We start from the raw sequence: 24,451 nt of genomic DNA on the forward strand, positions 1-24,451 counted from the left end.
GGCCTGCCCAAAACACGCTCCGGCAAAATCATGCGCCGCATCCTGCGAAAAATCGCAGAAAACGACTTCGGAGCCCTCGGAGACACCTCAACTCTCGCCGAACCAGCCGTCGTCGATGACCTCATCAAAAACAGAATGAACCAGGGGTAATGGCGTCATGTTAGACACTGCAAAACCTACCGCACCCGTTCTGATCCTTCTCGGCCCTCCGGGCGCCGGGAAGGGCACGCAAGCCCGCATGCTGGAAGACCAGTTTGGTCTTGTACAGCTCTCAACCGGGGATCTGTTGCGCGCGGCCGTAGCCGCCGGAACCGACGCTGGCAAAGCCGCCAAAGCCGTTATGGAGGCCGGTGATCTGGTCAGCGACGAGATTGTCATTGCCATTTTGCGTGACCGGCTGGGCGACGCGGACTGCGCCAAAGGCGTGATACTGGACGGCTTTCCACGCACCACGGTTCAGGCGCAAGCGCTGGATGCGCTGCTGGGCGAAAGTGGTCAGAAAATCAACGCCGCTATCAGCCTTGATGTTCAGGACGCTGCCATGGTGACGCGGATTTCGGGGCGCTACACCTGTGGCGCCTGCGGTGAAGGATTTCACGACACATTCAAACAGCCCGCCCAAAAGGGCGTCTGTGACAAATGCGGAAGCACGGACATGAAACGCCGTGCTGACGACAACGCCGAAACCGTGGCCAGCCGCCTTGAGGCTTACCACGCACAAACGGCACCGCTCATTGCCTATTACGACGGCACGGGCAGCCTGGAACGCATCGACGCCATGGGCGACATCGATGCAATCGCAGGGAATCTGAGCGCCATTGTCAAAAAGGCAGTTGCGTAAAGGGAAGTTGTAAGGCGCGTGGGGCAACCCGCCGTGCCTTGCGGAGGAAACTGGAAACGGGGGAGGAGCCATCATGGCCGACAACTCATCCAACACTGCATACTGGTCCGCAAATGTGCGGATCATTCTGATCAGCCTCGTCATATGGGCGCTGGTCTCTTTCGGGTTCGGCATTCTGCTGCGCCCAATGCTGAGCGGCATCGCCGTCGGCGGCACCGACCTGGGCTTTTGGTTTGCCCAACAAGGGTCGATCCTGGTCTTTCTGGCGCTGATCTTTTTCTACGCCTGGCGGATGAACAAACTTGATGCCGAACACGGCGTTGAAGAAGAGTAAAGGGACCCTGGGACAATGAGTCAGTTTGCCATTAACCTGATGTTTGTGGGCGCGTCATTTGCGCTTTACATCGGCATCGCGATCTGGGCACGCGCCGGATCAACTTCTGAATTTTACGCTGCGGGTCGCGGCGTACACCCTGTCACCAACGGGATGGCCACAGCCGCTGACTGGATGTCAGCTGCGTCGTTCATTTCGATGGCTGGTCTGATCGCCTTTACCGGATATGACAACTCGTCATTCCTGATGGGCTGGACCGGTGGGTATGTTTTGCTTGCCCTGCTGCTCGCGCCTTATCTGCGCAAGTTCGGCAAGTTCACCGTATCCGAATTTATCGGCGACCGTTTCTATTCGCCAACAGCCCGTCTGGTGGCTGTGGTCTGTCTGATCGTGGCATCAACTACATACGTGATCGGTCAGATGACCGGTGTTGGTGTTGCCTTTGGCCGCTTTCTGGAAGTCAGCAACACTACCGGTCTGTTGATCGGTGCCTGTGTGGTGTTTGCCTATGCAGTTTTCGGCGGCATGAAGGGCGTGACGTATACGCAGGTTGCGCAATATGTCGTGTTGATCATGGCCTACACCATTCCAGCGATCTTTATTTCGCTGCAACTGACCGGCAATCCAATCCCTGCTTTGGGTCTGTTTGGCGACCACGTTGCGTCGGGTGAGCCGCTGTTGCAAAAGCTGGACGCCATTGTGGCCGAACTTGGCTTTAACGAGTATACCACGCATCACGCCGACACGCTGAACATGGTTCTGTTCACATTGTCGCTGATGATCGGTACAGCGGGTCTGCCACACGTCATCATGCGCTTCTTCACTGTGCCTCGCGTTGCAGATGCACGCTGGTCAGCTGGCTGGGCGCTTGTGTTCATTGCGCTGCTATATCTGACGGCTCCGGCTGTGGGTGCGATGGCACGCCTGAACATCACCGACATGATGTGGCCCAAAGGCACAGCTGGCGAAGCGGTCTCGGTTGAGCAAATCGAAACTGAAAAGCGCTATGATTGGATGGCCACGTGGAAGAAAACCGGTCTGCTGGACTGGGAAGACAAAAACGGTGACGGCAAAATCCAGTACTACAACGACAAAGATGCCGACATGCAGGCCAAAGCGGCTGAAAAAGGCTGGACCGGTAACGAGCTGACAAAGTTCAACCGCGACATTCTTGTGCTGGCCAACCCTGAGATTGCCAACTTGCCCTCTTGGGTGATCGGTCTGGTGGCTGCAGGTGGTCTGGCGGCTGCGCTGTCAACGGCGGCTGGTTTGTTGCTCGCGATTTCGTCTGCTGTGTCTCACGATCTGATCAAAGGCTCGCTGAACCCGAATATCTCGGAAAAAGGCGAACTGATGTCCGCTCGTGTTGCAATGGCAGTTGCCATCGCGGTTGCGACCTATCTGGGTCTTAACCCTCCGGGCTTCGCTGCGCAAACCGTGGCTCTGGCCTTTGGTCTCGCGGCGGCTTCGATCTTCCCGGCACTGATGATGGGTATCTTCTCGACGAAGGTGAACAACACTGGTGCGGTAGCGGGTATGTTGGCAGGTCTGACAGTAACTTTGATCTACATCTTCCTGCACAAAGGCTGGTTCTTTGTTGCTGGCACCAACAGCTTCACAGATGCTGATCCGCTGTTGGGTACAATCAAGTCGACTTCGTTCGGTGCGATTGGTGCGATGATCAACTTCGCGGTTGCCTACCTCGTCACAGGCATGACTAAGCCCGTGCCACAAGAGATCAGAGACCTTGTGGAAAGCGTTCGCGTACCAAAAGGTGCAGGCGCAGCTCAGGATCACTGATAGCGGCTATGCGGTGGGTGCAACTGCGACCCACCGCCATCTTCCAATAACGTCCCGTTCGGTGCATGCCGGGCGGGACATTTTATCTTCCAAAAGGTGCGCGCCATGCCGCTGTCCCAAGATCAGATTTCCCGTTTTCTTCAGTCTGTTCATCCTTATGATGCTATGCCCCCCGCAGAATTGCCGGATCTGGCAACCAAGTTTGAGGCATGGGAGGTCGAAAAAGGCTTTTCAGTCTATGAGCTGGGTGAAAAACTGCCCGGGTTGTTCCTGATTTATGAAGGTGCAATTGCTGTTTCGGATGAAAACGACGTGGTTGTTTCTCATCTGGGTTTGCGCAACTCGTTTGGCGAACGCGGACTGATGCGGGAAGGTCAGGCCGTCACCAGCGCCAGCGCGGATGAACACACCATCCTGTTGATGTTGCCGGCCCCCGAGTTTCACGCGCTGATCGAAACGCACCCGGCAGCCAAACGGTTTTTCGACCGCTCTCGCGCGCAGCGCAAAGAACAGGTTCATGAACTGGCGACCATCCGGGTCGATACGCTTATGGCACACGATCCCAAAACCATTGCCGCACAGGACACAGCCCAACACGCAGCTCAGATGATGCGGGATCATCGCATTTCATCGCTTTGCATTGCTCAAAACGGCGCACTGGAAGGCATTGTGACAAACCGCGATCTGGTGTCCAAGGTGATGGCCTCAGCCCTGCCCCATGACACACCGATTTCGGACATCATGACCACGTCACCGCGCACATTGCCCTCAACTGCCCTCGGCTCTGATGTGCTGCACACGATGATGGAACATCGCATTGGTCACGTGCCAATCGTCGACGCCGGAAAGCTGGTTGGCATTGTCACTCAAACCGATCTGACCCGGTTTCAGGCGGTCAGCTCGGCCGAACTTGTGTCCGAGATTGCCCGTGCCAATTCTGCTGCCGAAATGGCCGAAGTCACGGCCCGCATTCCGCAACTTCTGGTTCAGCTTGTCGCCGGGGGAAACCGGCACGAAATCGTCACCCGCCTGATCACCGATATTGCCGACACCGCGACCCGACGTTTGCTTGCATTGGCTGAAGACCAGCTTGGCAAACCTCCGGTGCCCTACCTTTGGTTGGCCTGTGGCTCTCAAGGTCGCCAGGAACAGACCGGCGTTTCGGATCAGGACAACTGCCTGATCCTGGACGACAGCGTGACCGATGACATGCGCACGGGCTATTTCGCAAATCTCGCTAAATTTGTGTCAGATGGCCTGGATGTTTGCGGCTATTTCTACTGTCCGGGTGACATGATGGCGACCAATCCACGTTGGTGCCAATCCGTAAGTGTCTGGAGAACCTATTTCACAGGCTGGATCAACACGCCTGACCCCGAAGCTCAGATGCTGGCCAGCGTGATGTTTGACCTGCGCCCCATCGGCGGCCATTTCGATCTGTTCAATGACCTTCAGGAAGACACGTTGGGGGCTGCTGCAAATAACTCGATCTTTGTTGCCCATATGGTGTCCAACTCGCTGAAACATACGCCGCCCCTTGGGCTGCTGCGCGGCTTTGCCACAATCCGGTCGGGCGAGCATAAAAACCAGCTCGATCTCAAAGCCAACGGCGTTGTGCCGGTCGTTGATCTGGGCCGGGTCTATGCGCTTCAGGGGCGGCTAACCGAGGTCAACACCCGCGCGCGCCTAGAAGCGGCCGAAACCGCTGGCGTGCTTAGCGCGTCAGGCGCGGCTGACCTGTTGGACGCTTACGATCTAATTGCCGAAGCCCGACTGGAGCATCAGGTTGCACTGGTTAAAGATGGCCAAAAGCCAGACAATTTTCTCAGCCCGTCTGCCCTGTCTGATTTCGAACGCAGCCATTTGCGCGACGCCTTTGTTGTCGTCAAATCGCTGCAATCGGCCATCGGGCATGGGCGTGGCATGCTGGGGTAGCTGACAAGCCGCCGTTTCGATCAGAGGAGAGGTCGGCACGGCGGGTAAAATTTAAGGGAGGATGACCATGTTTCTGGAACTCGTCGCCACGTTATTTGCAGGGATTGGCGCTGCAGGTCTGATGATGCTTGTCACCCATTTGACCGGGCGCCTGACCGGGCGTCGTCTGCCCAAATCATTGACACCGATCGCCGCAGGGGCGGCAATGATCATCGCCACCATCTCAAGTGAATACGGCTGGTTTGAACGCACGCGGGACACCCTGCCCGAAGGGTTAACCATTATCGAAACCGTTGAAAGCAAAGCGTTTTATCGACCATGGACCTATGCCTGGCCCTATACGGAACGGTTTGTGGCACTCGACACAAGTTCTGTGCGCACGAACCAGAAACTCCCAGACATGCGCATGGCGGATTTGTTTTTCTACGGCCGCTGGTCACCCGTTAATCGCATGACGGTGATGGCTGATTGCGTTGCGAAACGGCGCGCGCCATTGGTTGACGCGATTGAATTTGATGATGATGGCAACGTTCAGGGCGCCGATTGGATCACCGTTTCAGAGGCTGATCCCACCTTAGCCGCGATTTGCGAGGTGCCGTAATGTTCAGCGCCCTTTCCCTCCGTATTCGGATATTGCTGTTCTTTGCCCTGATGGCGTTTGGGGGCACGTTTATCGTCGGATTGGCGCTTTTTCTTGGCTATCGCAGCGCGTTGACAGACGGCCCTGCCTCAGGGTTCCTGCTTTCTGGAATTTTGGCCGGGTTCGGTTTGATTGGTTTGTCTGTCGGTATCTGGCTGTTGTTTGACGAAAACGTCGCCAAGCCTATTGAAAGGCTGGCAGCAACCATGCGCACTCACGCGCATGCCCGGGTGGACGCCGATGTCGATACCCACGCGGCCCGCTATCTTGGCGATCTCGCCCCGGCAGCCGAAGCTGTTTCAACCAAGCTCAATCGTTCCACGCTGGATACCGCAGAACTCGTCGCAGAAGAGACCCAACGCCTGACCGAAGAAAAACAGCGGCTGACTGCGCTGTTAACCGAAATCCCGGTGGCAATGATCCTTGTCAGCCCCTCCGATCAGATTGTGCTTTACGATGGTCAGGCCGCCGAGGCTTTGGCGCAGGTTGCGCCACCGCGTCTGAACGCGTCGGTGTTTGACTACTTTCAGGCAGACACTCTCAATCAGGCACATGCCGAACTTGATAAAACTGGAAAAGAAGTTTCTTTTCAGGCAATTGGCGCAGGTGACCGGTTCAGTTTTGATGCCCGCCTGAAACCTTTGGGCCATGCCCCGGGATATATGATCCTGATCGATGACGCGCATATTTCAATCTCGCCAGACGCTGCGCGCCCACTGACCTATGATTTTGATCTGTTTGATGCTTCTCAGGTTTCAGACGTGTTGAATACCCCCATAACCGACATGACCTATGTTGTGTTTGACAGCGAAACCACCGGGCTTTTGCCGCACAAGGACGAAATTGTTCAGCTGGGCGCGGTGCGTGTCATCAACGGAAAAATTGTGATCGGAGAGCAGATCAATCAACTGGTCAATCCGGGTATGAAAATCCCGGCCGCTTCGATCAAGGTGCACCACGTCACAAACGAAATGGTGGCGGATGCCCCACCAATCCAGACGGTTGCCACAGATTTTCACCATTTTGCCAGAGGCGCCGTGATCGTCGCGCATAACGCGCCGTTCGACATGGCCTTTCTGCGCCGCCACGCCCGCAAAATGGAAATTGAATGGGATCACCCCATTTTGGACACTGTTTTGCTCTCGGCGGTTCTGTTTGGCGCGTCAGAAACCCACACGCTGGACGCGCTGTGCGACCGATTGGGCGTGACAATCCCTGAACACTTGCGCCACACGGCCTTGGGCGACGCTCAGGCCACCGCCGAAGTGTTGTGCCTGATGTTACCAATGCTGGCGTCGCGCGGGTTTGACACGTTCGGAAAAGTCATTGAACAAACCCGCAAACACGGACGGCTGCTGGAGGATCTGAACTAATCTGGCAAGCTAGTTCAGCTCATTCCCAACGCTTCTTTATACATTTCCAGCACCGCTTCTTCTTCGGCGATGTCATCTTTGTCGCGCTTGCGCAAAGCCACGATCTTGCGCAGAACCTTCGTGTCATAGCCGCGCCCCTTGGCTTCGGCCATCACTTCTTTCTGCTGCTCGGCAAGGTCCTTTTTCTCCATTTCCAACCGCTCAAAACGCTCGACAAACTGGCGCAGTTCATTGGCAGTCACGCGATAGCTGGAGTCGGGTGAAGAGTCGTTCATGGGGGCTCCTGACAGGATGATCCGTTAAAAATGAAGCCGCAATCTAGCGCCGCATCTTCCCCCTCGCAATAGCTGTTGTGCCACCTGAACCAGTTTTCGGACTCGCCCGGCCCCTTGCAGCAAGACTTCGCTTGAGGTAGGGGCAGCATTAGCAACAACAACGGGAATTTAAACCATGGAATGGTTGGTTTGGGCAGGCGCGGTTTTGTCTGTTATCGGATTGATTGGTCTGATCCTGTCGATCATCAAGGCCAGTCAGGCCCGGCGCAAAGGGTTGAGCGACGAAGAGCTGCGCGCAGCCATTCAAAAGATCATGCCGTTGAATATGGGCGCCCTGTTTTTGTCGGTCATCGGCCTGATGGTTGTCATTCTGGGCATCTCGTTCAGCTGACCACAAAAGGCTGACATCACCCGTTCAAATCCGAAAAATTCTGCCCGTTTTTGATCAGCAAATCAAAATGTGGTTCGGGCACCCAGAACCCCGGGTCGGAATCAGCGAAGTCGCGTATATGGTTGCGAATGTTCAGCAATCCGGCTTCGTCTGCGGCCTGCATTGGTCCGCCCCGCCAGCTGGGAAAACCAAATCCCAAAACCATCACCACATCAATGTCAGACGGGCGCTGCACGACACCTTCTTTCAACAATCCCGCCCCGGCATTGGCCATGGCCGCCAGACATCGCGCCTGAATGTCCTCCGGGCCAACAGCGTGCGGCTCCGGCGAAATTGCATCGCGCAACGGTTTCAATATTTCGTCAACCTCGGGATCGCTGGCGCCTAGCGGGTTGGAACGTTCATAGCGAACCCACCCTTTTCCATTGGCGCGTCCCAATCGACCCGCTTTGACCATGCGATGCAAAACACCGCTCGACCCATCAACTCCACATATTTTCTGGCGCAACCATGCGCGATCCAATCCCATCAGATCGGCATTCTGAAAAGGCCCAAGTGTCATGCCCCACGCCCGCATCGCAGCGTCAACCTCTTGCGGGCTGCACCCTCGTAAGACCAGTCGATCCGCTGCATGCTGATAGGCGGCCATAATGTGATGTCCGACCAACCCAGGATGGGCGTTGCACCGAACCGTTGATTTTCCGATCTTCTGAATAAATGACTGCGCCGTCAAAACGGCATCCGGGTCGCTTTGGGGTGTCGTTGCGATTTCCGCAACCGCCGAGGTCTGCGTTGGCGTCGGAATATGTATCCCCAGAACATCGCCGGGACAGCCGGACAGCGATGCCAGATGCGGAATGTCCGCAAAGGGCCAGGCTGTAGCCAAAACAGCGCCGGTCTTGACTATACCATCCAGCTGCGAAAACACCTGAGCGCGTGTTGCGGCTTCCGGGCCTGTGGCCTCAATGATCAAATCCACATCAGACAAAGCAACCAGATCCGTGTTCGCCTGCAGCTTCCCATCCAAGGCTTCCCGTCGCACCGAAGACAATCGCCCACGTTTTTGATTACGGTCCAGCAGCCTTTGAACATTTTTTTGGGCGCGTTCCATCGATGGTGCATCTTTTTCAACCAAGACCACCTCGTAACCTGCCATCAACGCAGCACCGGCAAACCCTGCACCACGCGCCCCGCCGCCAATCACGCCAACTACACGGATTACGCGAGGCTTACCCTTGGTTCTCTCCGGATTTTGTGCCGCCTTATGTCGGGCAATTTGCATATGCGACAGGGCGCGAAACTGTTCAGATTTCTCCAGCTCCTCAAAGGCGGAACGTTCAAAACTCAGACCAACTTCAAACGGCAACAGGGCAGCCGCTTCGACGCATCGCAAAATTTCACCAATCGCAGGTTCCGATCTGCCGCCAATGCGTTTGCGCCATCGGTCCACCGCCGCTTGAAACCCGGCCGCGTCAGTCAAACGCGCGCGCATATCGCGTGTTCGTCGCACAGGCACCTTCTCAGCAAAAATCTGCACTGCAAATTTCAACCCGACGACATCTGCCTGCTCATCAACAACCAGATCAAAAAGCGGCTCTAATGAGGCATCTGCAGCCTGCACAATTTTGCCAGATAGCATCATTTCGAGAGAGACATCCGCGCCAAGCAAACGGGCAGCGCGTTGCGTTCCCCCTGCTCCGGGCAACAGGCCGACAGCAACTTGCGTAAAACCTACCGACGCCTGCGTGTTTGCGACGCGATAATGGCAGGCGAGCGCCAACTCCAAACCTTCTTTCAGCGCAACGCCACCAATTGCGGCTACAACCGGTTTCGACATTCCTTCGATTGCATTGCAGATTTCGGCCGTGGTGACATCCGTGGCCGGTTTTCCATAATCATCATTGTTTTGGCCAACAGAAAAACTGTCGCCACTTCCACAAATCAGGAGTACATGAACATTTTCGTCGGCAGCTGCCCGGTCAATGCACTTCATAAGCGATGATCGCACTTTTGCCGTCAACGCATTTAGCGGAGGGTTTTGTAGTGTCAGAACCGCGACACCGTCATCAACCTTGTACGTAACTTCTTGCGACATGCTTTACTCATTGCCCCGCAAAACGAGTTTTGCGCCTTTTGGAAACATTAGCGGTCTCTGACGAGCGTGCAAGGGAACAAAAAGGGGCGCGCTCCGACGTGGAACGCGCCCCGATGTCAAAAAAACAGACTTACACAGGCATATTGTCGAAACTGTCTTCAACTTCTTCATCGACAAGATCCAGATCAAGCTTGCGCAAGTGCGCCGGAATTTTGCCCCCCACCAGTCGGATGTTTTCCAAGGTCCGATGCAACTGTTGGTGCAGTTGATATCGTGTATCACCACTTGTGCCCTGAATGGTCGATTCCAACTCGGCAGCCTTTTCGAGCAATTGGTCAATATTCATTAATAGTTCCTCCAAATAGCGCGGCCCTCCCGAAGCGGCGCTTCAAAAATATACCTATCGAGACACTGTCGCAGCACAGGTTTTACACAAAGGTGTGTCCGGCAAAACTTGCAACCGGGTTTGTGAAATATCCTCACCGCAGCGCCCGCAAATGCCGTATTCTCCGGCACGTATTCGCCCAAGTGCTGCACGAATGCGCAGAATTTCGCCCTGTCCGCTTTGCCCCAGACTTTCGAGAACTTCGTCGCCCTCGCGCTCGACAGCCATTTCTTCCCAGTCTTTGGAATTTTCAGCATCCAGCTCGGCTTCGATACTGTGCAGGCGATGGTCCAGCTCGGAAAGCCGTTTCAACAGCGTTTGCTTTTGAGTTGCGAAATCTGTCATGAGACCCCCCTTTCGCGTCCTCAAAAGTTTCACACAATTTCGGCCTGCGAGCCTTGATACAAATCAATAATTCCCCTTTCATCCCTATGTTTGCGCTCAGCCTTGAAACACATGCATAAATTGATATATGTTTATTGGAACTTGGAGGATTCGTGATGACACCAGATGTAACAGCCTTTTTTGACAAAACGACGAACACCATTTCATTCGTGATCAAAGATCCGTCCGGTGCGTCTTGCGCCATCATCGACTCAGTTCTGGATTTTGATTATTCGTCCGGGCGCACCGATACGAAATCAGCTGATGAGATTATCAACTTTGTGCAGACAAACGATCTGCGGGTTGAATGGTTGTTGGAAAGTCACGTACATGCCGACCACCTTTCCGCAGCGCCCTACCTTCAGGAAAAGCTGGGCGGCAAAATTGGCATCGGCAAAAACATCACTGTCGTTCAGGATACATTTGGAAAAGTCTTTAACGAAGGCACCGAGTTTCAACGTGATGGGTCACAGTTTGACCAGCTGTTTGTCGATGGCGACAGCCTGATGATCGGCCAGTTGCGGGCCGATGTCCTGCACACACCGGGGCACACTCCAGCTTGTATGACCTTTGTAATCGGCGATGCCGCTTTTGTTGGTGACACGCTGTTTATGCCCGATTTTGGCACCGCGCGTTGTGATTTTCCGGGCGGGTCTTCGGAATTGTTGTTCAAATCGATCCAGAAAATACTGGCGTTGCCGGATGATACCCGGATTTTTGTGGGCCATGATTATATGGCGCCCGGGCGAGACGAATACGCTTGGGAAACCACCGTGGGCGAACAAAAGGCCCGCAATATTCACATCGGCGCTGGCAACTCCAAGGAGACATTTGTCGAAATGCGGGACGCGCGGGATGCAACGCTATCGATGCCCAAACTGATTATTCCGTCGCTTCAGGTCAATATGCGGGCGGGTCAAATGCCTGAACCGGATGAACAGGGTGACGTTTTTCTCAAGGTCCCTGTCAACAAGATCTGACACCCTATGATCACGCCGTAAATCTAAGCTCGGTCGGTGCGATTGCGAACCAGCCCCGACGATAAAGGCTTCGAACATCAGGATAAGGAAACGCAATGTTGAACTCGATACCGGCCGATTGGCTTTGGGGATTGCTTGGCGGCTTGTTGATTGGACTTGGCGGCGCCGTCTATTTGTTGGCCAATGGGCGTATCATGGGCGCCAGCGGCATTATCGGCGGTTTGATTGACGGCACCGGACGCACTAGTACGGCCGAGCGATTGACCTTTCTCGCTGGTGTCATTTTGTTGCCGGTCATTCTACGCCCAGTTTATCGCCCCTTCTCGACCCACGTTACCGATAACATCGCAGTGCTGATCGCCGCTGGGCTTTTGGTTGGCATAGGCACACGCATTGCAAATGGCTGCACGTCGGGGCACGGCGTTTGCGGAATTTCCCGATTATCGCTGCGCGGCATGGTCGCCACCGTGTTCTACATCATGGCTGGTGGATTAACCGTCGTGCTGTTCCGCCATATTCTGGGAGTAATCTGATGAAGCGTCTGTTTTTTGCATTTCTCGCGGGTGGTCTGTTTGGGGCCGGGTTGTTTATTTCAGGCATGACCGACACGTCCAAGGTTCAGGGGTGGCTCGATGTCTTTGGCAACTGGGATCCAACGCTTGCCTTTGTGATGGGGGGTGCAATTCTTCCGATGGCCATCGCCTGGAGACTGACACAGGGGCGCAAACCGTTCGTCGGCGGGCAATTTCCAACGCCACCAGACCCGCGACTGGGCAGAAACCTGGTGCTGGGATCAGTGATGTTTGGCATGGGATGGGGGCTCGCCGGCCTGTGTCCGGGTCCGGCCGTCGCGTCGCTCAGCTATGGCGGTTGGCCGCATTGGGTTTTCCTAGCGGCGATGCTCTTTGGTTTCGGTGCGGCACCTTATGTGCGGGCGCAACTGGACACTGCGCTGCCTGCCGAGTAATCAGGCTTTATGGATATTCGTCAGATTACCCCCCGCTACTTCGTTGCGCCTCAAATTGACGCAACTGATATGACCGCTCTTGCCGAGGCCGGGTTTACCACTGTCATCGACAACCGCCCCGATGCTGAAATCGACGTCGACCAGCAGGCCGACGTCATGGCACAGGCTGCCGATGCCGCGGGTCTGAAATTCGTTCTGAACGAATTGACCATGAACACCATGACGCCCGAGCGTCAGGCGGTTCAACGCGACACGTTGGAACAATCGGATGGCAAAGTCCTGGCCTATTGTCGGTCAGGCACTCGCAGCACCATCTGCTGGGCACTGGCGCATGCACAGACCACACCTGTCGACGACCTTTTATCCGCTGCCGCCGATGGCGGATATGATCTCAGCGGGTTGGCCCCATCCCTACACGCCATCGCCAAGGGTAGTTGAATCTGACGGCTGGGATTGCTCTTGCGCGCTGCCCAACCTTGCCATGGCGGTCGGATCACCAATGTCGTCAGCGCTCAGTTGGATAAGCTCGTCCAGATCGCTGAGATCTTCGTCAAATCCGGTTGGCGCCGATGCGTCGTCTTCAACAGGTGGCAACAGCGCATCCAGCGCGGTTTCCGCTGCCAGCAAATCGTCCAGATCCTGTTCAGTTGGTGGCAATGTTTGGTCCTGAACAAATTCCGGATCATCCCCACCGTCAGCGACCCGCGGCAATCCCATACCGCTCAGACGAATGGCGCGTAACCCGTTGACCTGACCAAAATGCACACGCGAAATCTCTTCTCCTGCCGTTGTTTCCAGAATTGTATCCTTCAACGCTTCTGACGAGATTGGCAGCACATCCCCAACTGACAGGGCTTGCAGTTGTGTGATCGGCAAGCTGATGCGGGTCAGAACAGCGCGCAACGCAGTGGGCGCCATCATGATGCTGTTGCGAAACTCTTGAGCGGCAGCATCTGAGTGTCTTTGATCCACACCCACATCAGGTTCAATTTTGCACTCTGGAAAGCAGATCAAAATCTGCCCCTGTTTGGCGCCACCTGCCAAAGAAACATCAAACTGAAAAAGATGGTATTCATGCGCCGTCAACGCCAACGACAATGTCCTCGGACCCGCCGCCATCGCACCAAACCGATATAGCTGAAGCCATTTTGGCGCGCTGTCGTCGTCATTAAGCGCTGAAACAAACCGCGCCATAGCATCGTCCAGAAACGGTGTGATCAATGCGGCATCAACCCGCGTTGGCATGCGCCCACTGCTCTGTCGCGGTATTATTCTGCCAATGGTCTGGTGTTCAACCAACCCACCCAGAACCTGAGGGCCAATCGAGACTGCCGCCGGTTCGCCATCTGCACCGTCCAGCACCGCCAACAACGCGTTACTATCCAGATGCCCCGACAACGCGTCATGCGCCACCTTGTAGGACGACATTCCCAGCACTTCCAATGCCAGATCAAGGCCCTTCTCCGCCGCGCGTTCCAGCGCCAGACGCATCGCTTTGTCAGGTGACATGGATCGCGCCAGAAAGTCCTGTCGCCCCTCACTGGCCTTGCGCCTGAGTATTGAGCCTTTGCCTGTTTCGTCCATCTTGCGCGCCACTGTTCGCTCAGCCATGTAATAACAACCGGTGTGGCTTCACATTAACCGTCAGGAAGTTACCATAGGATTGATGCCAACAGGTTATTGTGCCGCCATGGCCTGTTCCGTTGGCAGGACAACACGAAAGGCCGCGCCGCCTTGTCCGGGCAGATAATCAATCTCACCGCCCAAGCGGGCCATGATCTCGCGACAGATCGCAAGACCCAAGCCGGCACCGCTGGCCCGTTGTTCTCCGACACGCGCAAACTTTTCAAATATAACCGCCTGATCTGACTTGGAAATCCCACTTCCATTGTCGACAAAATCGACAATCAACCCGCCTTGCCGTCGCCTTACCGAAATAGTCAGCGACGGGTTTTCAGCGTCACAATATTTTTGCGCATTGCCAATCAGATTGATGAAAACCTGGCTGAGCCGGTCAAGATCAGTTGTCAGTCGCACATGTTCCTGTGTGCGTCTGCGGGTCACTTTCAATCGGTCAGACCCGCCGCCGGTCAAAGCCGTGGAAACGGCGTGATCCAGCACCTCTGCCAAGGGTCCAGACTGCACATTCAGGTTCACTTGTCCGTTCTCAAGCACGCTCAGATCCAGCAGATCGTCCAGCAACCGGGTCAGGCGGATGGCCTCATCGTGAATGATGGTCGAGTATTTTGTCTTTTCTGCCTCGGTCATCAATTCACTGTCGCGCAATATTTCTGAAAACGCCCGGATTGAGGTCATCGGGGTGCGCAACTCATGGCTGACTTGTCCCAGAAAGGCGTCCTTTTGTTCGGACAATTGCGTCAGCTTTTCGTTGGCCTGCCGCAACTGGCGTGCTGTGCGGGTCAATTCTTCGGACTTGGCTTCCAGCTGCGATGAATACTCCATCATCTGCGCGGTTTCGTCGGCCACCGCCATCAAATCTTCGACCGAAACCGACGCGCCGCCGACAATCTGGCCAATCATCGCATGTGCGGTCGCCGCCCCAACAGAGCCGGACAATTCCCGTTCCAGTAACTGAAGGAAATCCGGGCTGGGTTCGGGCAGCAATCCGGTCACACCCTGGTTGCGCGCCTCGCGTTCAAACAGATCCTGCGCCTCGCGTGCGCCCAGAATACGTTGTGCCATCACCATCAAATCTTCGCTCTGCGCCAGACTGCCGCTCCAGCTTTGCGGGTTAGAGCTGTGCGCATAGACATTCACAAACTGGGCGCCCTGCAACCGTTCCAGCGGCGAAGGGAATCCAACCAGAGAAGCCACAAAAAATACAAGCGAATTCAAAGACATCGACCAAAGGATCGCATGTACCAACGGATCCATGCCTTCGATCCCGAAAAACGCCTGCGGGCGCAACCATGACAGGCCAAACGGGCCGTGTGCCATCATGTCTGCGGAAAACAATGCCCCTGCCCCAAACCCCGGCAGCAACAGTGTATAGGCCCATATCACGAAGCCAACAGTCAGCCCTGCAAAGGCGCCTGTCCTTGTGGCGCCGCGCCAGAAAATACCGCCGATCAACACAGGTAAAAACTGCGCAACCCCGGCGAACGAAATCAACCCGATCGAGGCCAAAGCGGTGCCCCCGCCCGACAAGCGGAAATAGAGATAGCCGAGCGTCACAACTGCCCCGATCGAGATTCTGCGGGTCAGCAACACAACATGACGCACATCCCCCGACACACTGGCCCCGGTTCCGGCGAGCTTTAACCAGATCGGCATGACAATATGGTTCGACACCATCGTCGACAAAGCCAGAGCAGCAACAATCACCATAGAAGTCGCGCTTGAAAATCCGCCCAGAAACGACAAAATCGCCAACCCTTCATTTCCGTTGGCCAAGGGTAAGGTCAGCACGAAAAAATCCGGGTTTGATCCGGCTGGCATCAGGTCTAACCCAACAACGGCGATTGGCACCACAAACAGGCTCATCACCATCAGATAAGCCGGAAACGCCCAGGATGCGGTGCGCAGGTGGCCTTCGTCTTCGTTTTCAACCACCATCACCTGAAACATGCGCGGCAGGCACAAAAATGCGGCCGCAGACAGGAATATCAGCGCGGCCCAGCGATCTCCCTGCACTTCCCATGTGCCAATCTCTGACGCATCAATGCGGTCAAGAATGTCCGACACACCGCCGCCAATGCCCCAGACCACGAAAACGCCCACTGCCAAAAGCGCAAACAGCTTTACGATGGCTTCAACCGCAATAGCCATCACCACCCCGTGGTGACGTTCATTCACATCCAGATTTCGTGTCCCAAAAACAATCGTGAACAAGGCCAATCCCGCGGCCACCAAGAGCGCATTGCTCTCTTGGCTTTCTACTGGTCCACCGGCATTATAAGCATCTGAAAAAACAGCAAAACTCACGGTTACGGATTGCAGCTGCAACGCGATATAGGGCGTGGTTCCGATCACAGCCAGCACTGTGACGCCCACGGCCAACAAGTTCGATTTGCCGTATCGCGACGATATTAAATCTGCGATTGACGTAATGCGTTGACTTCGACCAATCCGGACCAGTTTGCGCAAAACCCACCACCAGCCAATCATAACCAGTGATGGCCCGATATAAATCGTTAGATATTCAAGCCCGGACCGCGCGGCGAAACCAACCGCGCCGTAAAACGTCCAGGCCGTGCAATAGATCGACAGTGACAGCGTATAGACAATAGGAGAGCGCAACCAACCGCTGCGCCCCTGCATGGCGGCGCGTTCGGCGCCAAAAGCCACAAGAAACAGAAAGATCACGTAGATCAGGCAAACCGAGACAAGAATATTCAGCGTGCCCATCAAAGCTCACCCTGATCTTCGTTCACGCCCCCTTTCGAGACGGCACGGGACAACATCGCCCCAACGATCACCAGCCCGAACCAGACGACAAAAATGTATATCACAGCATCCGAGCCGGACACCGCGCCTTCAGACTGATTGGGCCACAGCAGTGGTACGGCCCAAAGCAAAGCGCCGATCAGCGGCAATATTCGGATTGTATCGACCAGACGGCGGCGACGATAACTCTGACGCTCCAGAAAAACCGATTTGCGGCCCTCGTTCACGGTTGCACCAATTCCCGCACCGCTTCTAGAACTTCGGCGTTGGAAAACGGTTTGGTCATAAAGCGGCTCGCCCCGGCCCGTTCGGCCATTTCGCGATCTTTGACCTGACCGCGCGCGGTCAGCATGAGCACCGGCAAATTGCGCGTTGCGTCCAGATCACGCAGCTCTCTAAGAATGTCATACCCGCTTTTTCCCGGCAGCATCACATCCAGAATAACAAGATCAGGCAATTTGTCCTGAACCACCCCAACGGCATCATGCCCGTTTGAATGGGTCGCAACAGCCCAGCCATCGCGCGACAGTATGAAACTGATCGCTTCGATGATGTTTGGTTCGTCTTCAATCAGAAGAACGCTCTTCCCCATGCATTCTCCCCTACATGCACGCATATTATTATTCTGCGTTTAACCATTCTTAGCGGCGTTGCGCAAAATGCCAAGCTCAAATCCCCCCTGCCAGCAACGAAGGTTCGCGCCGTCCCTCGCAATCACGGCTCGGACAGACCCGGCATGTCGACCCGACTTCACGGCCAGCCTCGACCGCACCCTCCACCGGGACGATCAACATATAACTGTGATACAGCGGGTCCACATTGACTTCTAACCGACCGACGGGCTTGGTCACGGCAAAACATTCAAACTGACGCGCGTCGCGTCCCGTTACTGTGACCCGTTGGCGCAAAGGACGCATCGGGCGTGACAAGGCCTGAAACAGGGGCCATTTCGGACAAGCTGCGGAGAATCTGGGCAAGGGAAACCCCTCGACCGGCTTGCGCAGCATCAAAGTGCCGGACCCGTCGCACATGACCAGCCCCAACGGCATCGGCAAAACTTCGTCCGAAACCACTGCCAACCTGCGAAATACCGCCGGAAGAGTCGCCCCAAAAGCCCGCGCAATCGCGACTGGATCAATCGGTCCCTCGCCCACGCGGGCGCGCATTTCCTCAAGCGGCATGATCCGCGCATCCACCGCAAGCTGTTTCAGCGCGACGCCTGCAAGATTGCGCGCGGCTGAGGATGTCAGGTCGCTTTGGGTTTCCAGAAACGTGGTCATCTCGACCTCAGAAGCGTTTTCCAGTTGGTCAAATCGGAATTTATTGGATTCCATCATCGCCTGAACATCTTCCTGCGGCAGCGTCAAGCTCGCGCCCGCGTCACCCGCCTCGTCCAGATAGGCCACAAGCTGTTGCGAACTTTCAGCCAGACGCTGACTGTCTTCATTCAGGTTGCGATGGAACCGATTACGCCATTCCGGCTCAATTTCCTTGGTATCGGCCAAGATGCCCGCCGTGGATCGGATCGCGGTGACCATGGTCAGCATTTCGTGCATCGACGTGGCCAGATGCGGATCATGTGTCAACCGATCCGTCAATGTAGCCGCTGTACGTTCCAAACTACCCAGCCGGCGATGTTGTTCTGCGATTAACGCGGCCCACCCGGGAAAGCGACCAGCGAACTCATCCACCCTGTCCAGCTCGACTTGCAGCGATCCGATATCCGCCGCAGACTCGCGCAGCGTCGCAATCAAGGCAGCCTCAGCACCTTCGGATAAAAGCGACGTTTCGACGTTCAAAACCTGGGCAATGTCCATCAGCAGTTTACCGCCGATTCTGCGGCGATTATGTTCGATCAAATTGAGGTATGAGGCCGAAATTCCCACATTTCGGGCAAGTTCTGCCTGTCGCATCCCTGCCATTACGCGGCGTTCTCGAATTCGGCTGCCGGTCAATGTGTCGCGGGCCATGAACAATTCCTTGTTAGATTCAACGACTTTCTGCGCTGCCGAATAACTTCTTTACACAGTATACGCATGAGTTGCGAATTACTTTACAAAAAAATTGTTTGATTGAAAGCAGTTGTTGCGTGTTTTTACATGCCGCCCTGATAATGATTTTGCACAAAAGTGCATTGCGCGCGGGTTTGAGGAGACCCGTGACGCTCTTCACCAAAGGGAGGATTACATGTCCAAAACAACTATGACACGTCGCGGCGTGCTTAAGACCGGCGCAGTTGCAGGCGCTGGCGTTGCACTGCCCACAATTTTCACGGCGTCGTCCGCGGCTGCTTATACCAATGAACCAACCGGTTCGAGCGTCACACTGGGCTTCAACGTGCCACAGTCCGGACCATACGCGGACGAAGGTGCAGACGAACTGCGCGCCTATGAGCTTGCGGTCGAGCACCTGAACGGTGGCGGCGACGGCGGCATGATGAATACGTTCAGCTCCAAAGCCTTGCAGGGCAACGGTATCCTGGGCAAAAAAGTCGAATATGTGACTGGCGACACTCAGACAAAATCTGACGCCGCCCGCGCATCGGCCAAATCGATGATCGAAAAAGACGGCGCGGTGATGATCACCGGTGGTTCGTCTTCTGGTGTTGCGATTGCTGTGCAGGGTCTCTGCCAGGAAGCAGGCGTCATCTTTATGGCGGGTCTGACCCACTCAAACGACACAACCGGTAAAGACAAGAAAGCCAATGGCTTCCGTCACTTCTTTAACGGTTACATGTCAGCAGCCGCTCTGGCACCAGTGCTTAAGAACCTCTATGGCACCGACCGGAACGCGTACCACCTGACAGCCGACTATACATGGGGCTGGACACAGGAAGAATCGATCGCTGCTGCGACCGAGGCAATGGGCTGGAACACTGTGAACAAGGTGCGCACTCCTCTGGCGTCGACCGACTTCTCGTCCTACATCGCACCAGTTCTGAACTCGGGTGCTGACGTTCTGGTTCTGAACCACTACGGCGGTAACATGGTGAACTCGCTGACCAACGCAGTTCAGTTTGGTCTGCGCGACAAGCAGGTGAACGGCAAGAACTTCGAAATCGTTGTTCCGCTGTATTCGCGCCTGATGGCCAAAGGTGCTGGTGAAAACGTGAAAGGTATTCACGGATCCACCAACTGGCACTGGTCGCTGCAGGACGATGCTTCCAAAGCATTCGTGAAATCCTTCGGCACCAAGTACGGCTTCCCGCCAAGCCAGGCTGCGCACACTGTTTACTGCCAGACCCTGCTTTATGCAGACGCGGCAGAGCGTGCAGGCACATTCAACCCATGTGGCATCGGCGAAGCTCTGGAAGGTTACGAATTCGACGGTCTGGGCAACGGCAAAACGCTGTACCGCGCCGACGATCACCAGTGCTTCAAAGACGTTCTGGTTGTGCGTGGGAAAGAAAACCCAACGTCGGAATTCGACCTTCTTGAAGTTGTCGAAGTTACTCCGGCCGCTCAGGTTACTTACGCACCCGATCACCCAATGTTTGCGGGTGGCAGCTTGGGTACATGTAACCCGGGCGCATAAGCCTCAATAACTACCGGTCGCGCCATCAGGTGCGACCGGTCTCGCCTTTCCCGGCCCAGTGACCCCGTTTTATGCGCGACGTCCTTTCCGTGGAAAGCTTCCAATGAGACACCAAAGGTGGGGACCATGGACGCAATACTCCTGCAAATCCTGAACGGGCTCGACAAGGGCTCGGCCTATGCGCTGATTGCGCTGGGACTGACACTAATTTTCGGCACGCTGGGTGTGGTGAACTTCGCCCACGGCGCGTTGTTTATGATCGGCGCGTTTTGTGCCGTGACACTGACAAAAATCCTGAACATCAGCTTTGAAACAGTCGATGCGACCCAGACCGACTTTCTCGGTAATCCGCTGAAGGTCAAGACACCTTACGTGATGGATTGGTTTGGCCCTGAAACCGGCGCCGCCATCATCGACTGGTCGGTCCCGCTCGCCATTCTGTTCTCGATCCCAATCATGGTCGCCGTCGGCTTTATTATGGAACGCGGCCTGATCAAGCACTTCTACAAACGTGCGCATGCGGATCAGATCCTTGTGACCTTTGGTCTCGCCATCGTCATGCAGGAAGTCGTGAAGTACTTTTTCGGCGCAAACCCCATCCCCACCGGGGCGCCCGATGCATTCAAAGGTTCGTTCGACTTCGGCGTGTTGCTGGGCTTTGATCCAAACGTGATCATCTATCCCTACTGGCGCATGGTCTATTTCTTCTTCGCCGCACTTGTGATCGGGGGCGTGTTTGCCTTCCTTCAGTTCACCACCTTCGGGATGGTTGTGCGCGCAGGTATGGCGGATCGCGAAACTGTTGGCCTGCTGGGCATCAACATCGACAAACGTTTCACCATCATGTTCGGCATCGCAGCCGCCGTCGCGGGTGTGGCCGGGGTGATGTACGCTCCGATCAACTCGCCCAACTACCATATGGGCATGGACTTCCTTGTGTTGTCTTTCGTTGTTGTGGTTGTTGGCGGTATGGGCTCTTTGCCCGGCGCCGTTCTGGCTGGCTTCATGTTGGGTATCCTGGAAAGCTTTGCCTCCATGAACGAAGTTAAGTCTCTCATCCCCGGCATCGACCAGATCATTATCTACGTTGTCGCAATCATCATCCTGCTCACCCGTCCTCGGGGTCTCATGGGCCGCAAAGGCGTGATGGAGGAATAAGACATGCTCGGACTGAATAAAAAAGACACAACCCTCATGATCGTGGTGGCCTGCCTTGCGCTGTTCGCCCCCTTCATCCTGAACCCCTTCCCCGAAGGCAGCGCCATGGCGCAGTTCAACGCAGGCTATCCTGACCTGATGCAGCGCTTTGTGATCTTCGGGATCTTTGCGATTGGCTTTAACATCCTGTTTGGCCTGACCGGCTACCTGTCCTTTGGCCACGCAGCCTTTCTGGGCATCGGTTCCTACTCGGTTGTCTGGATGTACAAGCTCTTGGATTACAACGTAATCTGGGGCCTGCCACTGGCGATCATCACTTCAGGCCTGTTTGCCCTTGTGATTGGCTATGTCAGCCTGCGCCGCTCGGGTATCTACTTTTCGATCCTGACGCTGGCCTTCGCGCAGATGTCGTTCAACCTCGCTTATTCGGTTCTGACACCGATCACCAACGGCGAAACCGGCTTGCAGGTCTATACCAATGACCCGCAGGTCCTGTTGGGCGCCAACGAAGCCACAAGCCCGCACCTGTTTGGCATCGTGATGAACAACTCTGCCAAACTGAATGTCGGCCCATGGGAATTCACCTTTAACAATGGCTATTACTTCTGTGCCATTATCCTGATGGTCGTGTTCTACCTTGCAATCCGCATCTTCCGGTCGCCGTTTGGCATGATGCTGCGTGCGATCAAATCCAACCAGACCCGACTGAACTACACTGGCCTGAACCCGCGCCCCTATGCGCTGGCCGCCTTTGTGATCTCGGGTATGTATGCTGGTCTGGCCGGTGGCCTGATGGCTGCGATGGATCCCCTGGCAGGCGCTGAGCGCATGCAATGGACTGCATCAGGCGAGGTTGTTCTGATGACCATTCTGGGCGGTACCGGTACATTGATCGGGCCGGTTCTGGGTGCAGGATTCATCAAGTATTTCGAGAACATCTTCTCGAAGATCAACGACTCGATCCTGCACAACTGGTTTGCATTCCTGCCCGATGGTCTTGAGGATTTTGTTGTCTTCCTCATCCATCCCTTCATCGGCAAAGGCTGGCACCTCACACTGGGCATCCTGTTCATGCTCGTCGTGATCTTCCTGCCCGGTGGTCTGGTCGAAGGTGGTCAACGCATCAAGCGCGCCATCTCTCGCAAAAAAGACACCGACACCGATTCCGCTTCCACTGAACCCGCAGAATAAGGAGACCTGAACAATGGGAATTCTTGAAGTCAAAGACGTTGGCAAACGGTTCGGTGGCCTACAGGCACTGGGCGACGTCAACCTGAGCGTTAAAGAAAACAGCGTTCACGCCATCATCGGTCCCAACGGGGCCGGTAAATCCACCCTGCTCAACTGTCTGGTGGGCAAGCTGATCCCCGACACCGGCTCCGTCATGTTTGACGGCCAGTCGGTGCTGGGACGCACGCCTTACGAGATCAACCAGATGGGTATTTCGCGGGTGTTCCAGACACCGGAGATCTTTAGCGATCTGACGGTCATGGAAAACATGATGATCCCGTGTTTCGCCAAACGCGATGGCTCTTTCCGCATGCATGCCATTGAAAACATGCTGAACGAAAAGGAAATCGTCGAGAAAGCCGAAAAGATGCTTGAGGACATGAACATGGCGGACAAGCGCCACATGCACTCGGCCTCTATGTCGCGCGGTGACAAACGTCGCCTCGAGATCGGCATGTGCCTTGCCCAAGAGCCACGTCTGCTGCTTTTAGACGAGCCAACTGCGGGCATGGCACGTGCCGACACCAACAACACGATCGACCTGCTGAAACAGATCAGCGACGAACGTGACATCACCATCGCCATCATCGAACACGACATGCATGTTGTGTTCTCGCTGGCCAATCGCATCACGGTGCTGGCTCAGGGCACACCGCTGGTCGAAGACGATCCGGAAAACATCCGTGGCAATCCCAAGGTACGCGAAGCGTATCTGGGCGAAACGGCGTAAGGGAGAGATCACATGAACGTCAAACCCGACTTCTCAAAAGGTCACAGTCACGCTGAAACCGCCCCGGCCTTCCTGTCCGTCTGGAACATGGAAAGCTACTACGGCGAAAGCTACATCGTGCAGAACATCTCGTTCAACGTGCACGAAGGCGAAATCCTTGCGCTTCTGGGCCGTAACGGCGCGGGCAAGACCTCGACCCTGCGCTCCATCGCGCGCATGGACGACCCACAGGTCACACATGGTGAGATCTGGTTGGATCACCAACCCCTGCACCTGATGAAAAGCCACGAAGCGGCCGCCGTTGGAATTGGGCTTGTGCCAGAAGACCGGTGCATCATTCCCGGTCTCACTGTTGAAGAAAACCTTCAGCTTGCTCAGATTGCGCCGCCCATTGGCTGGTCTATTCAACGTCTGTACGAATTGTTCCCCCGCCTTGGCGAACGTCGCAAGCAAGAAGGCGTGACGCTTTCCGGTGGTGAGCAGCAGATGCTGGCCATCGCCCGCGCATTGGCACGAGACATCAAAGTGTTGTTGCTGGACGAGCCTTACGAAGGCCTGGCGCCGGTGATCGTGGACGAAATTGAAAAGACGCTGCGCATCATTAAAGAACAGGGCATCACCACTGTTATCGTCGAACAAAACGCAGTGCGGGCACTGGAATTGGCGGACCGATCTGTCATTCTGGACACTGGTGGCATTGTCTTTGACGGCGCGGCCGAAGAAGTTCTGGCCAATGAAGAACTGCGCTCAGAATATCTCGCAATTTGAGGTTGGCATCGGGGCTGTACTTTAGGGTTGGTTGACTCTTCCGTACGGCTCCCTAACCTCGCACCGAAATTTAACTTCGAGGTATGCCATGACCGATCAAACCTATCCCCCATCTTCTGAGTTATCGTCTGGAGCGCATGCAGATTTGGCGACGTATGATGCGATGTATGCGGCGTCGATTGCGGATCCTGATGCGTTCTGGGCCGAACATGGCAAACGGATTG

Annotated in this window: 25 protein-coding genes; 16 read left to right on the forward strand and 9 right to left on the reverse strand. The window is 55.5% G+C overall.

Translation table 11 applies throughout. The features are described 5' to 3' along the window. Positions 1–157 precede the first annotated feature (157 nt). The 6 genes from ABJI08_RS19950 to ABJI08_RS19975 all read left to right on the forward strand — a co-directional run bounded on the left by ABJI08_RS19950 (position 158) and on the right by ABJI08_RS19975 (position 6,923). On the forward strand, positions 158–841 hold the full coding sequence (locus ABJI08_RS19950; protein WP_348403615.1) for an adenylate kinase: 684 nt from the start codon (positions 158–160) through the stop codon (positions 839–841). A gap of 73 nt (positions 842–914) precedes the next feature. Continuing rightward, positions 915–1,175, forward strand: coding sequence for a DUF4212 domain-containing protein (locus ABJI08_RS19955; RefSeq protein WP_093092696.1), 261 nt, complete (start codon positions 915–917; stop codon positions 1,173–1,175). Between the two features lie 15 nt (positions 1,176–1,190). Beyond that, positions 1,191–2,975, forward strand: coding sequence for a sodium:solute symporter family protein (locus tag ABJI08_RS19960; protein ID WP_348403616.1), 1,785 nt, complete (start codon positions 1,191–1,193; stop codon positions 2,973–2,975). Positions 2,976–3,080: 105 nt separating this feature from the next. After that, positions 3,081–4,910 (forward strand): DUF294 nucleotidyltransferase-like domain-containing protein, encoded by a 1,830-nt coding sequence (locus tag ABJI08_RS19965; protein WP_348403617.1) that lies wholly within the window; start codon positions 3,081–3,083, stop codon positions 4,908–4,910. Positions 4,911–4,977: 67 nt separating this feature from the next. Continuing rightward, positions 4,978–5,511 carry a hypothetical protein gene (locus tag ABJI08_RS19970; protein ID WP_348403618.1) on the forward strand — a complete coding sequence of 178 codons (534 nt, stop codon included), beginning with the start codon at positions 4,978–4,980 and terminating at the stop codon, positions 5,509–5,511. Further along, complete coding sequence (locus ABJI08_RS19975) at positions 5,511–6,923, forward strand: exonuclease domain-containing protein (RefSeq protein ID WP_348403619.1); 1,413 nt, start codon at positions 5,511–5,513, stop codon at positions 6,921–6,923. The genes ABJI08_RS19970 and ABJI08_RS19975 overlap by 1 nt, the downstream gene beginning before the upstream one ends. A gap of 14 nt (positions 6,924–6,937) precedes the next feature. On the opposite strand, the gene ABJI08_RS19980 is transcribed toward ABJI08_RS19975, so the two are convergent. Then, positions 6,938–7,198, reverse strand: a complete 261-nt coding sequence (locus ABJI08_RS19980; protein ID WP_348403620.1) for a DUF2312 domain-containing protein — start codon at positions 7,196–7,198, stop codon at positions 6,938–6,940. A gap of 175 nt (positions 7,199–7,373) precedes the next feature. Here ABJI08_RS19980 and ABJI08_RS19985 point away from each other — a divergent pair, with 175 nt between their 5' ends. Continuing rightward, the gene (locus ABJI08_RS19985; protein ID WP_348403621.1) at positions 7,374–7,589 is read left to right on the forward strand and encodes a hypothetical protein; all 216 of its coding nucleotides are present in this window, start codon (positions 7,374–7,376) and stop codon (positions 7,587–7,589) included. Between the two features lie 16 nt (positions 7,590–7,605). Here the strand turns inward: ABJI08_RS19985 and ABJI08_RS19990 are convergent, their stop codons facing one another. The 3 genes from ABJI08_RS19990 to ABJI08_RS20000 form a co-directional block, all read right to left on the reverse strand. Beyond that, complete coding sequence (locus tag ABJI08_RS19990) at positions 7,606–9,684, reverse strand: 3-hydroxyacyl-CoA dehydrogenase NAD-binding domain-containing protein (protein ID WP_348403622.1); 2,079 nt, start codon at positions 9,682–9,684, stop codon at positions 7,606–7,608. A 130-nt stretch (positions 9,685–9,814) separates the two neighbouring features. Continuing rightward, complete coding sequence (locus tag ABJI08_RS19995) at positions 9,815–10,030, reverse strand: hypothetical protein (RefSeq protein ID WP_348403623.1); 216 nt, start codon at positions 10,028–10,030, stop codon at positions 9,815–9,817. Positions 10,031–10,084: 54 nt separating this feature from the next. Continuing rightward, a complete protein-coding gene (locus tag ABJI08_RS20000; protein ID WP_348403624.1) occupies positions 10,085–10,414 on the reverse strand; it encodes a TraR/DksA family transcriptional regulator in 330 nt (109 codons plus the stop codon). 155 nt (positions 10,415–10,569) lie between these two features. Between ABJI08_RS20000 and ABJI08_RS20005 the strand changes: the two genes are divergently transcribed. From ABJI08_RS20005 to ABJI08_RS20020, 4 genes are all read left to right on the forward strand, one after another. Further along, entirely contained in the window at positions 10,570–11,433 is an 864-nt protein-coding gene (locus ABJI08_RS20005; RefSeq protein ID WP_348403625.1) for an MBL fold metallo-hydrolase, read from the forward strand. A 107-nt stretch (positions 11,434–11,540) separates the two neighbouring features. Beyond that, complete coding sequence (locus tag ABJI08_RS20010; RefSeq protein WP_348403638.1) at positions 11,541–11,966, forward strand: YeeE/YedE family protein; 426 nt, start codon at positions 11,541–11,543, stop codon at positions 11,964–11,966. Continuing rightward, positions 11,966–12,400: a DUF6691 family protein gene (locus tag ABJI08_RS20015; protein ID WP_348403626.1), complete on the forward strand. Its 435-nt coding sequence runs from the start codon at positions 11,966–11,968 to the stop codon at positions 12,398–12,400. Before ABJI08_RS20010 ends, ABJI08_RS20015 begins: the two co-directional genes overlap by 1 nt. Positions 12,401–12,409: 9 nt before the next feature. Beyond that, entirely contained in the window at positions 12,410–12,838 is a 429-nt protein-coding gene (locus tag ABJI08_RS20020; protein ID WP_348403627.1) for a TIGR01244 family sulfur transferase, read from the forward strand. On the opposite strand, the gene ABJI08_RS20025 is transcribed toward ABJI08_RS20020, so the two are convergent. From ABJI08_RS20025 to ABJI08_RS20045, 5 genes are all read right to left on the reverse strand, one after another. Further along, positions 12,812–14,011, reverse strand: a complete 1,200-nt coding sequence (locus tag ABJI08_RS20025; protein ID WP_348403628.1) for a FliM/FliN family flagellar motor switch protein — start codon at positions 14,009–14,011, stop codon at positions 12,812–12,814. The genes ABJI08_RS20020 and ABJI08_RS20025 overlap by 27 nt on opposite strands. A 66-nt stretch (positions 14,012–14,077) precedes the next feature. Then, positions 14,078–16,768, reverse strand: a complete 2,691-nt coding sequence (locus tag ABJI08_RS20030; RefSeq protein WP_348403629.1) for an ATP-binding protein — start codon at positions 16,766–16,768, stop codon at positions 14,078–14,080. Beyond that, positions 16,768–17,034, reverse strand: a complete 267-nt coding sequence (locus ABJI08_RS20035) for a hypothetical protein (RefSeq protein WP_348403630.1) — start codon at positions 17,032–17,034, stop codon at positions 16,768–16,770. Before ABJI08_RS20035 ends, ABJI08_RS20030 begins: the two co-directional genes overlap by 1 nt. After that, positions 17,031–17,399, reverse strand: coding sequence for a response regulator (locus ABJI08_RS20040; RefSeq protein WP_348403631.1), 369 nt, complete (start codon positions 17,397–17,399; stop codon positions 17,031–17,033). The genes ABJI08_RS20035 and ABJI08_RS20040 overlap by 4 nt, the downstream gene beginning before the upstream one ends. A gap of 76 nt (positions 17,400–17,475) precedes the next feature. Next, positions 17,476–18,777 (reverse strand): helix-turn-helix domain-containing protein, encoded by a 1,302-nt coding sequence (locus ABJI08_RS20045; RefSeq protein WP_348403632.1) that lies wholly within the window; start codon positions 18,775–18,777, stop codon positions 17,476–17,478. Positions 18,778–18,994: 217 nt separating this feature from the next. Between ABJI08_RS20045 and ABJI08_RS20050 the strand changes: the two genes are divergently transcribed. The 5 genes from ABJI08_RS20050 (at position 18,995) to ABJI08_RS20070 (ending at position 24,227) form a co-directional block, all read left to right on the forward strand. Next, positions 18,995–20,341 carry a substrate-binding protein gene (locus ABJI08_RS20050; protein WP_348403633.1) on the forward strand — a complete coding sequence of 449 codons (1,347 nt, stop codon included), beginning with the start codon at positions 18,995–18,997 and terminating at the stop codon, positions 20,339–20,341. A gap of 126 nt (positions 20,342–20,467) precedes the next feature. Then, complete coding sequence (locus ABJI08_RS20055; protein WP_348403634.1) at positions 20,468–21,499, forward strand: branched-chain amino acid ABC transporter permease; 1,032 nt, start codon at positions 20,468–20,470, stop codon at positions 21,497–21,499. A 3-nt stretch (positions 21,500–21,502) separates the two neighbouring features. Beyond that, on the forward strand, positions 21,503–22,690 hold the full coding sequence (locus ABJI08_RS20060) for a branched-chain amino acid ABC transporter permease (protein ID WP_348403635.1): 1,188 nt from the start codon (positions 21,503–21,505) through the stop codon (positions 22,688–22,690). Between the two features lie 13 nt (positions 22,691–22,703). After that, positions 22,704–23,459, forward strand: a complete 756-nt coding sequence (locus ABJI08_RS20065) for an ABC transporter ATP-binding protein (protein ID WP_348403636.1) — start codon at positions 22,704–22,706, stop codon at positions 23,457–23,459. A gap of 12 nt (positions 23,460–23,471) precedes the next feature. Further along, positions 23,472–24,227 carry an ABC transporter ATP-binding protein gene (locus tag ABJI08_RS20070; RefSeq protein ID WP_348403637.1) on the forward strand — a complete coding sequence of 252 codons (756 nt, stop codon included), beginning with the start codon at positions 23,472–23,474 and terminating at the stop codon, positions 24,225–24,227. Positions 24,228–24,451: the final 224 nt, after the last annotated feature.

The organism is Shimia sp., assembly GCF_039969785.1.
Taxonomy (GTDB): domain Bacteria; phylum Pseudomonadota; class Alphaproteobacteria; order Rhodobacterales; family Rhodobacteraceae; genus Shimia.

Excerpts from the sequence above, each read along its gene's own strand:
- ABJI08_RS20020 (WP_348403627.1), top strand. The coding sequence starts at position 12,410 with ATGGATATTCGTCAGATTACCCCCCGCTACTTCGTTGCGCCTCAAATT.
- ABJI08_RS19990 (WP_348403622.1), bottom strand. The coding sequence starts at position 9,684 with ATGTCGCAAGAAGTTACGTACAAGGTTGATGACGGTGTCGCGGTTCTG.
- ABJI08_RS20065 (WP_348403636.1), top strand. The coding sequence starts at position 22,704 with ATGGGAATTCTTGAAGTCAAAGACGTTGGCAAACGGTTCGGTGGCCTA.
- ABJI08_RS20015 (WP_348403626.1), top strand. The coding sequence starts at position 11,966 with ATGAAGCGTCTGTTTTTTGCATTTCTCGCGGGTGGTCTGTTTGGGGCC.
- ABJI08_RS19980 (WP_348403620.1), bottom strand. The coding sequence starts at position 7,198 with ATGAACGACTCTTCACCCGACTCCAGCTATCGCGTGACTGCCAATGAA.
- ABJI08_RS20000 (WP_348403624.1), bottom strand. The coding sequence starts at position 10,414 with ATGACAGATTTCGCAACTCAAAAGCAAACGCTGTTGAAACGGCTTTCC.
- ABJI08_RS20060 (WP_348403635.1), top strand. The coding sequence starts at position 21,503 with ATGCTCGGACTGAATAAAAAAGACACAACCCTCATGATCGTGGTGGCC.
- ABJI08_RS20045 (WP_348403632.1), bottom strand. The coding sequence starts at position 18,777 with ATGGCCCGCGACACATTGACCGGCAGCCGAATTCGAGAACGCCGCGTA.
- ABJI08_RS20005 (WP_348403625.1), top strand. The coding sequence starts at position 10,570 with ATGACACCAGATGTAACAGCCTTTTTTGACAAAACGACGAACACCATT.
- ABJI08_RS19975 (WP_348403619.1), top strand. The coding sequence starts at position 5,511 with ATGTTCAGCGCCCTTTCCCTCCGTATTCGGATATTGCTGTTCTTTGCC.
- ABJI08_RS19955 (WP_093092696.1), top strand. The coding sequence starts at position 915 with ATGGCCGACAACTCATCCAACACTGCATACTGGTCCGCAAATGTGCGG.
- ABJI08_RS20070 (WP_348403637.1), top strand. The coding sequence starts at position 23,472 with ATGAACGTCAAACCCGACTTCTCAAAAGGTCACAGTCACGCTGAAACC.
- ABJI08_RS19950 (WP_348403615.1), top strand. The coding sequence starts at position 158 with ATGTTAGACACTGCAAAACCTACCGCACCCGTTCTGATCCTTCTCGGC.
- ABJI08_RS19965 (WP_348403617.1), top strand. The coding sequence starts at position 3,081 with ATGCCGCTGTCCCAAGATCAGATTTCCCGTTTTCTTCAGTCTGTTCAT.
- ABJI08_RS20025 (WP_348403628.1), bottom strand. The coding sequence starts at position 14,011 with ATGGCTGAGCGAACAGTGGCGCGCAAGATGGACGAAACAGGCAAAGGC.
- ABJI08_RS20040 (WP_348403631.1), bottom strand. The coding sequence starts at position 17,399 with ATGGGGAAGAGCGTTCTTCTGATTGAAGACGAACCAAACATCATCGAA.
- ABJI08_RS19985 (WP_348403621.1), top strand. The coding sequence starts at position 7,374 with ATGGAATGGTTGGTTTGGGCAGGCGCGGTTTTGTCTGTTATCGGATTG.
- ABJI08_RS20030 (WP_348403629.1), bottom strand. The coding sequence starts at position 16,768 with ATGGGCACGCTGAATATTCTTGTCTCGGTTTGCCTGATCTACGTGATC.
- ABJI08_RS19995 (WP_348403623.1), bottom strand. The coding sequence starts at position 10,030 with ATGAATATTGACCAATTGCTCGAAAAGGCTGCCGAGTTGGAATCGACC.
- ABJI08_RS20050 (WP_348403633.1), top strand. The coding sequence starts at position 18,995 with ATGTCCAAAACAACTATGACACGTCGCGGCGTGCTTAAGACCGGCGCA.
- ABJI08_RS19970 (WP_348403618.1), top strand. The coding sequence starts at position 4,978 with ATGTTTCTGGAACTCGTCGCCACGTTATTTGCAGGGATTGGCGCTGCA.
- ABJI08_RS20055 (WP_348403634.1), top strand. The coding sequence starts at position 20,468 with ATGGACGCAATACTCCTGCAAATCCTGAACGGGCTCGACAAGGGCTCG.
- ABJI08_RS19960 (WP_348403616.1), top strand. The coding sequence starts at position 1,191 with ATGAGTCAGTTTGCCATTAACCTGATGTTTGTGGGCGCGTCATTTGCG.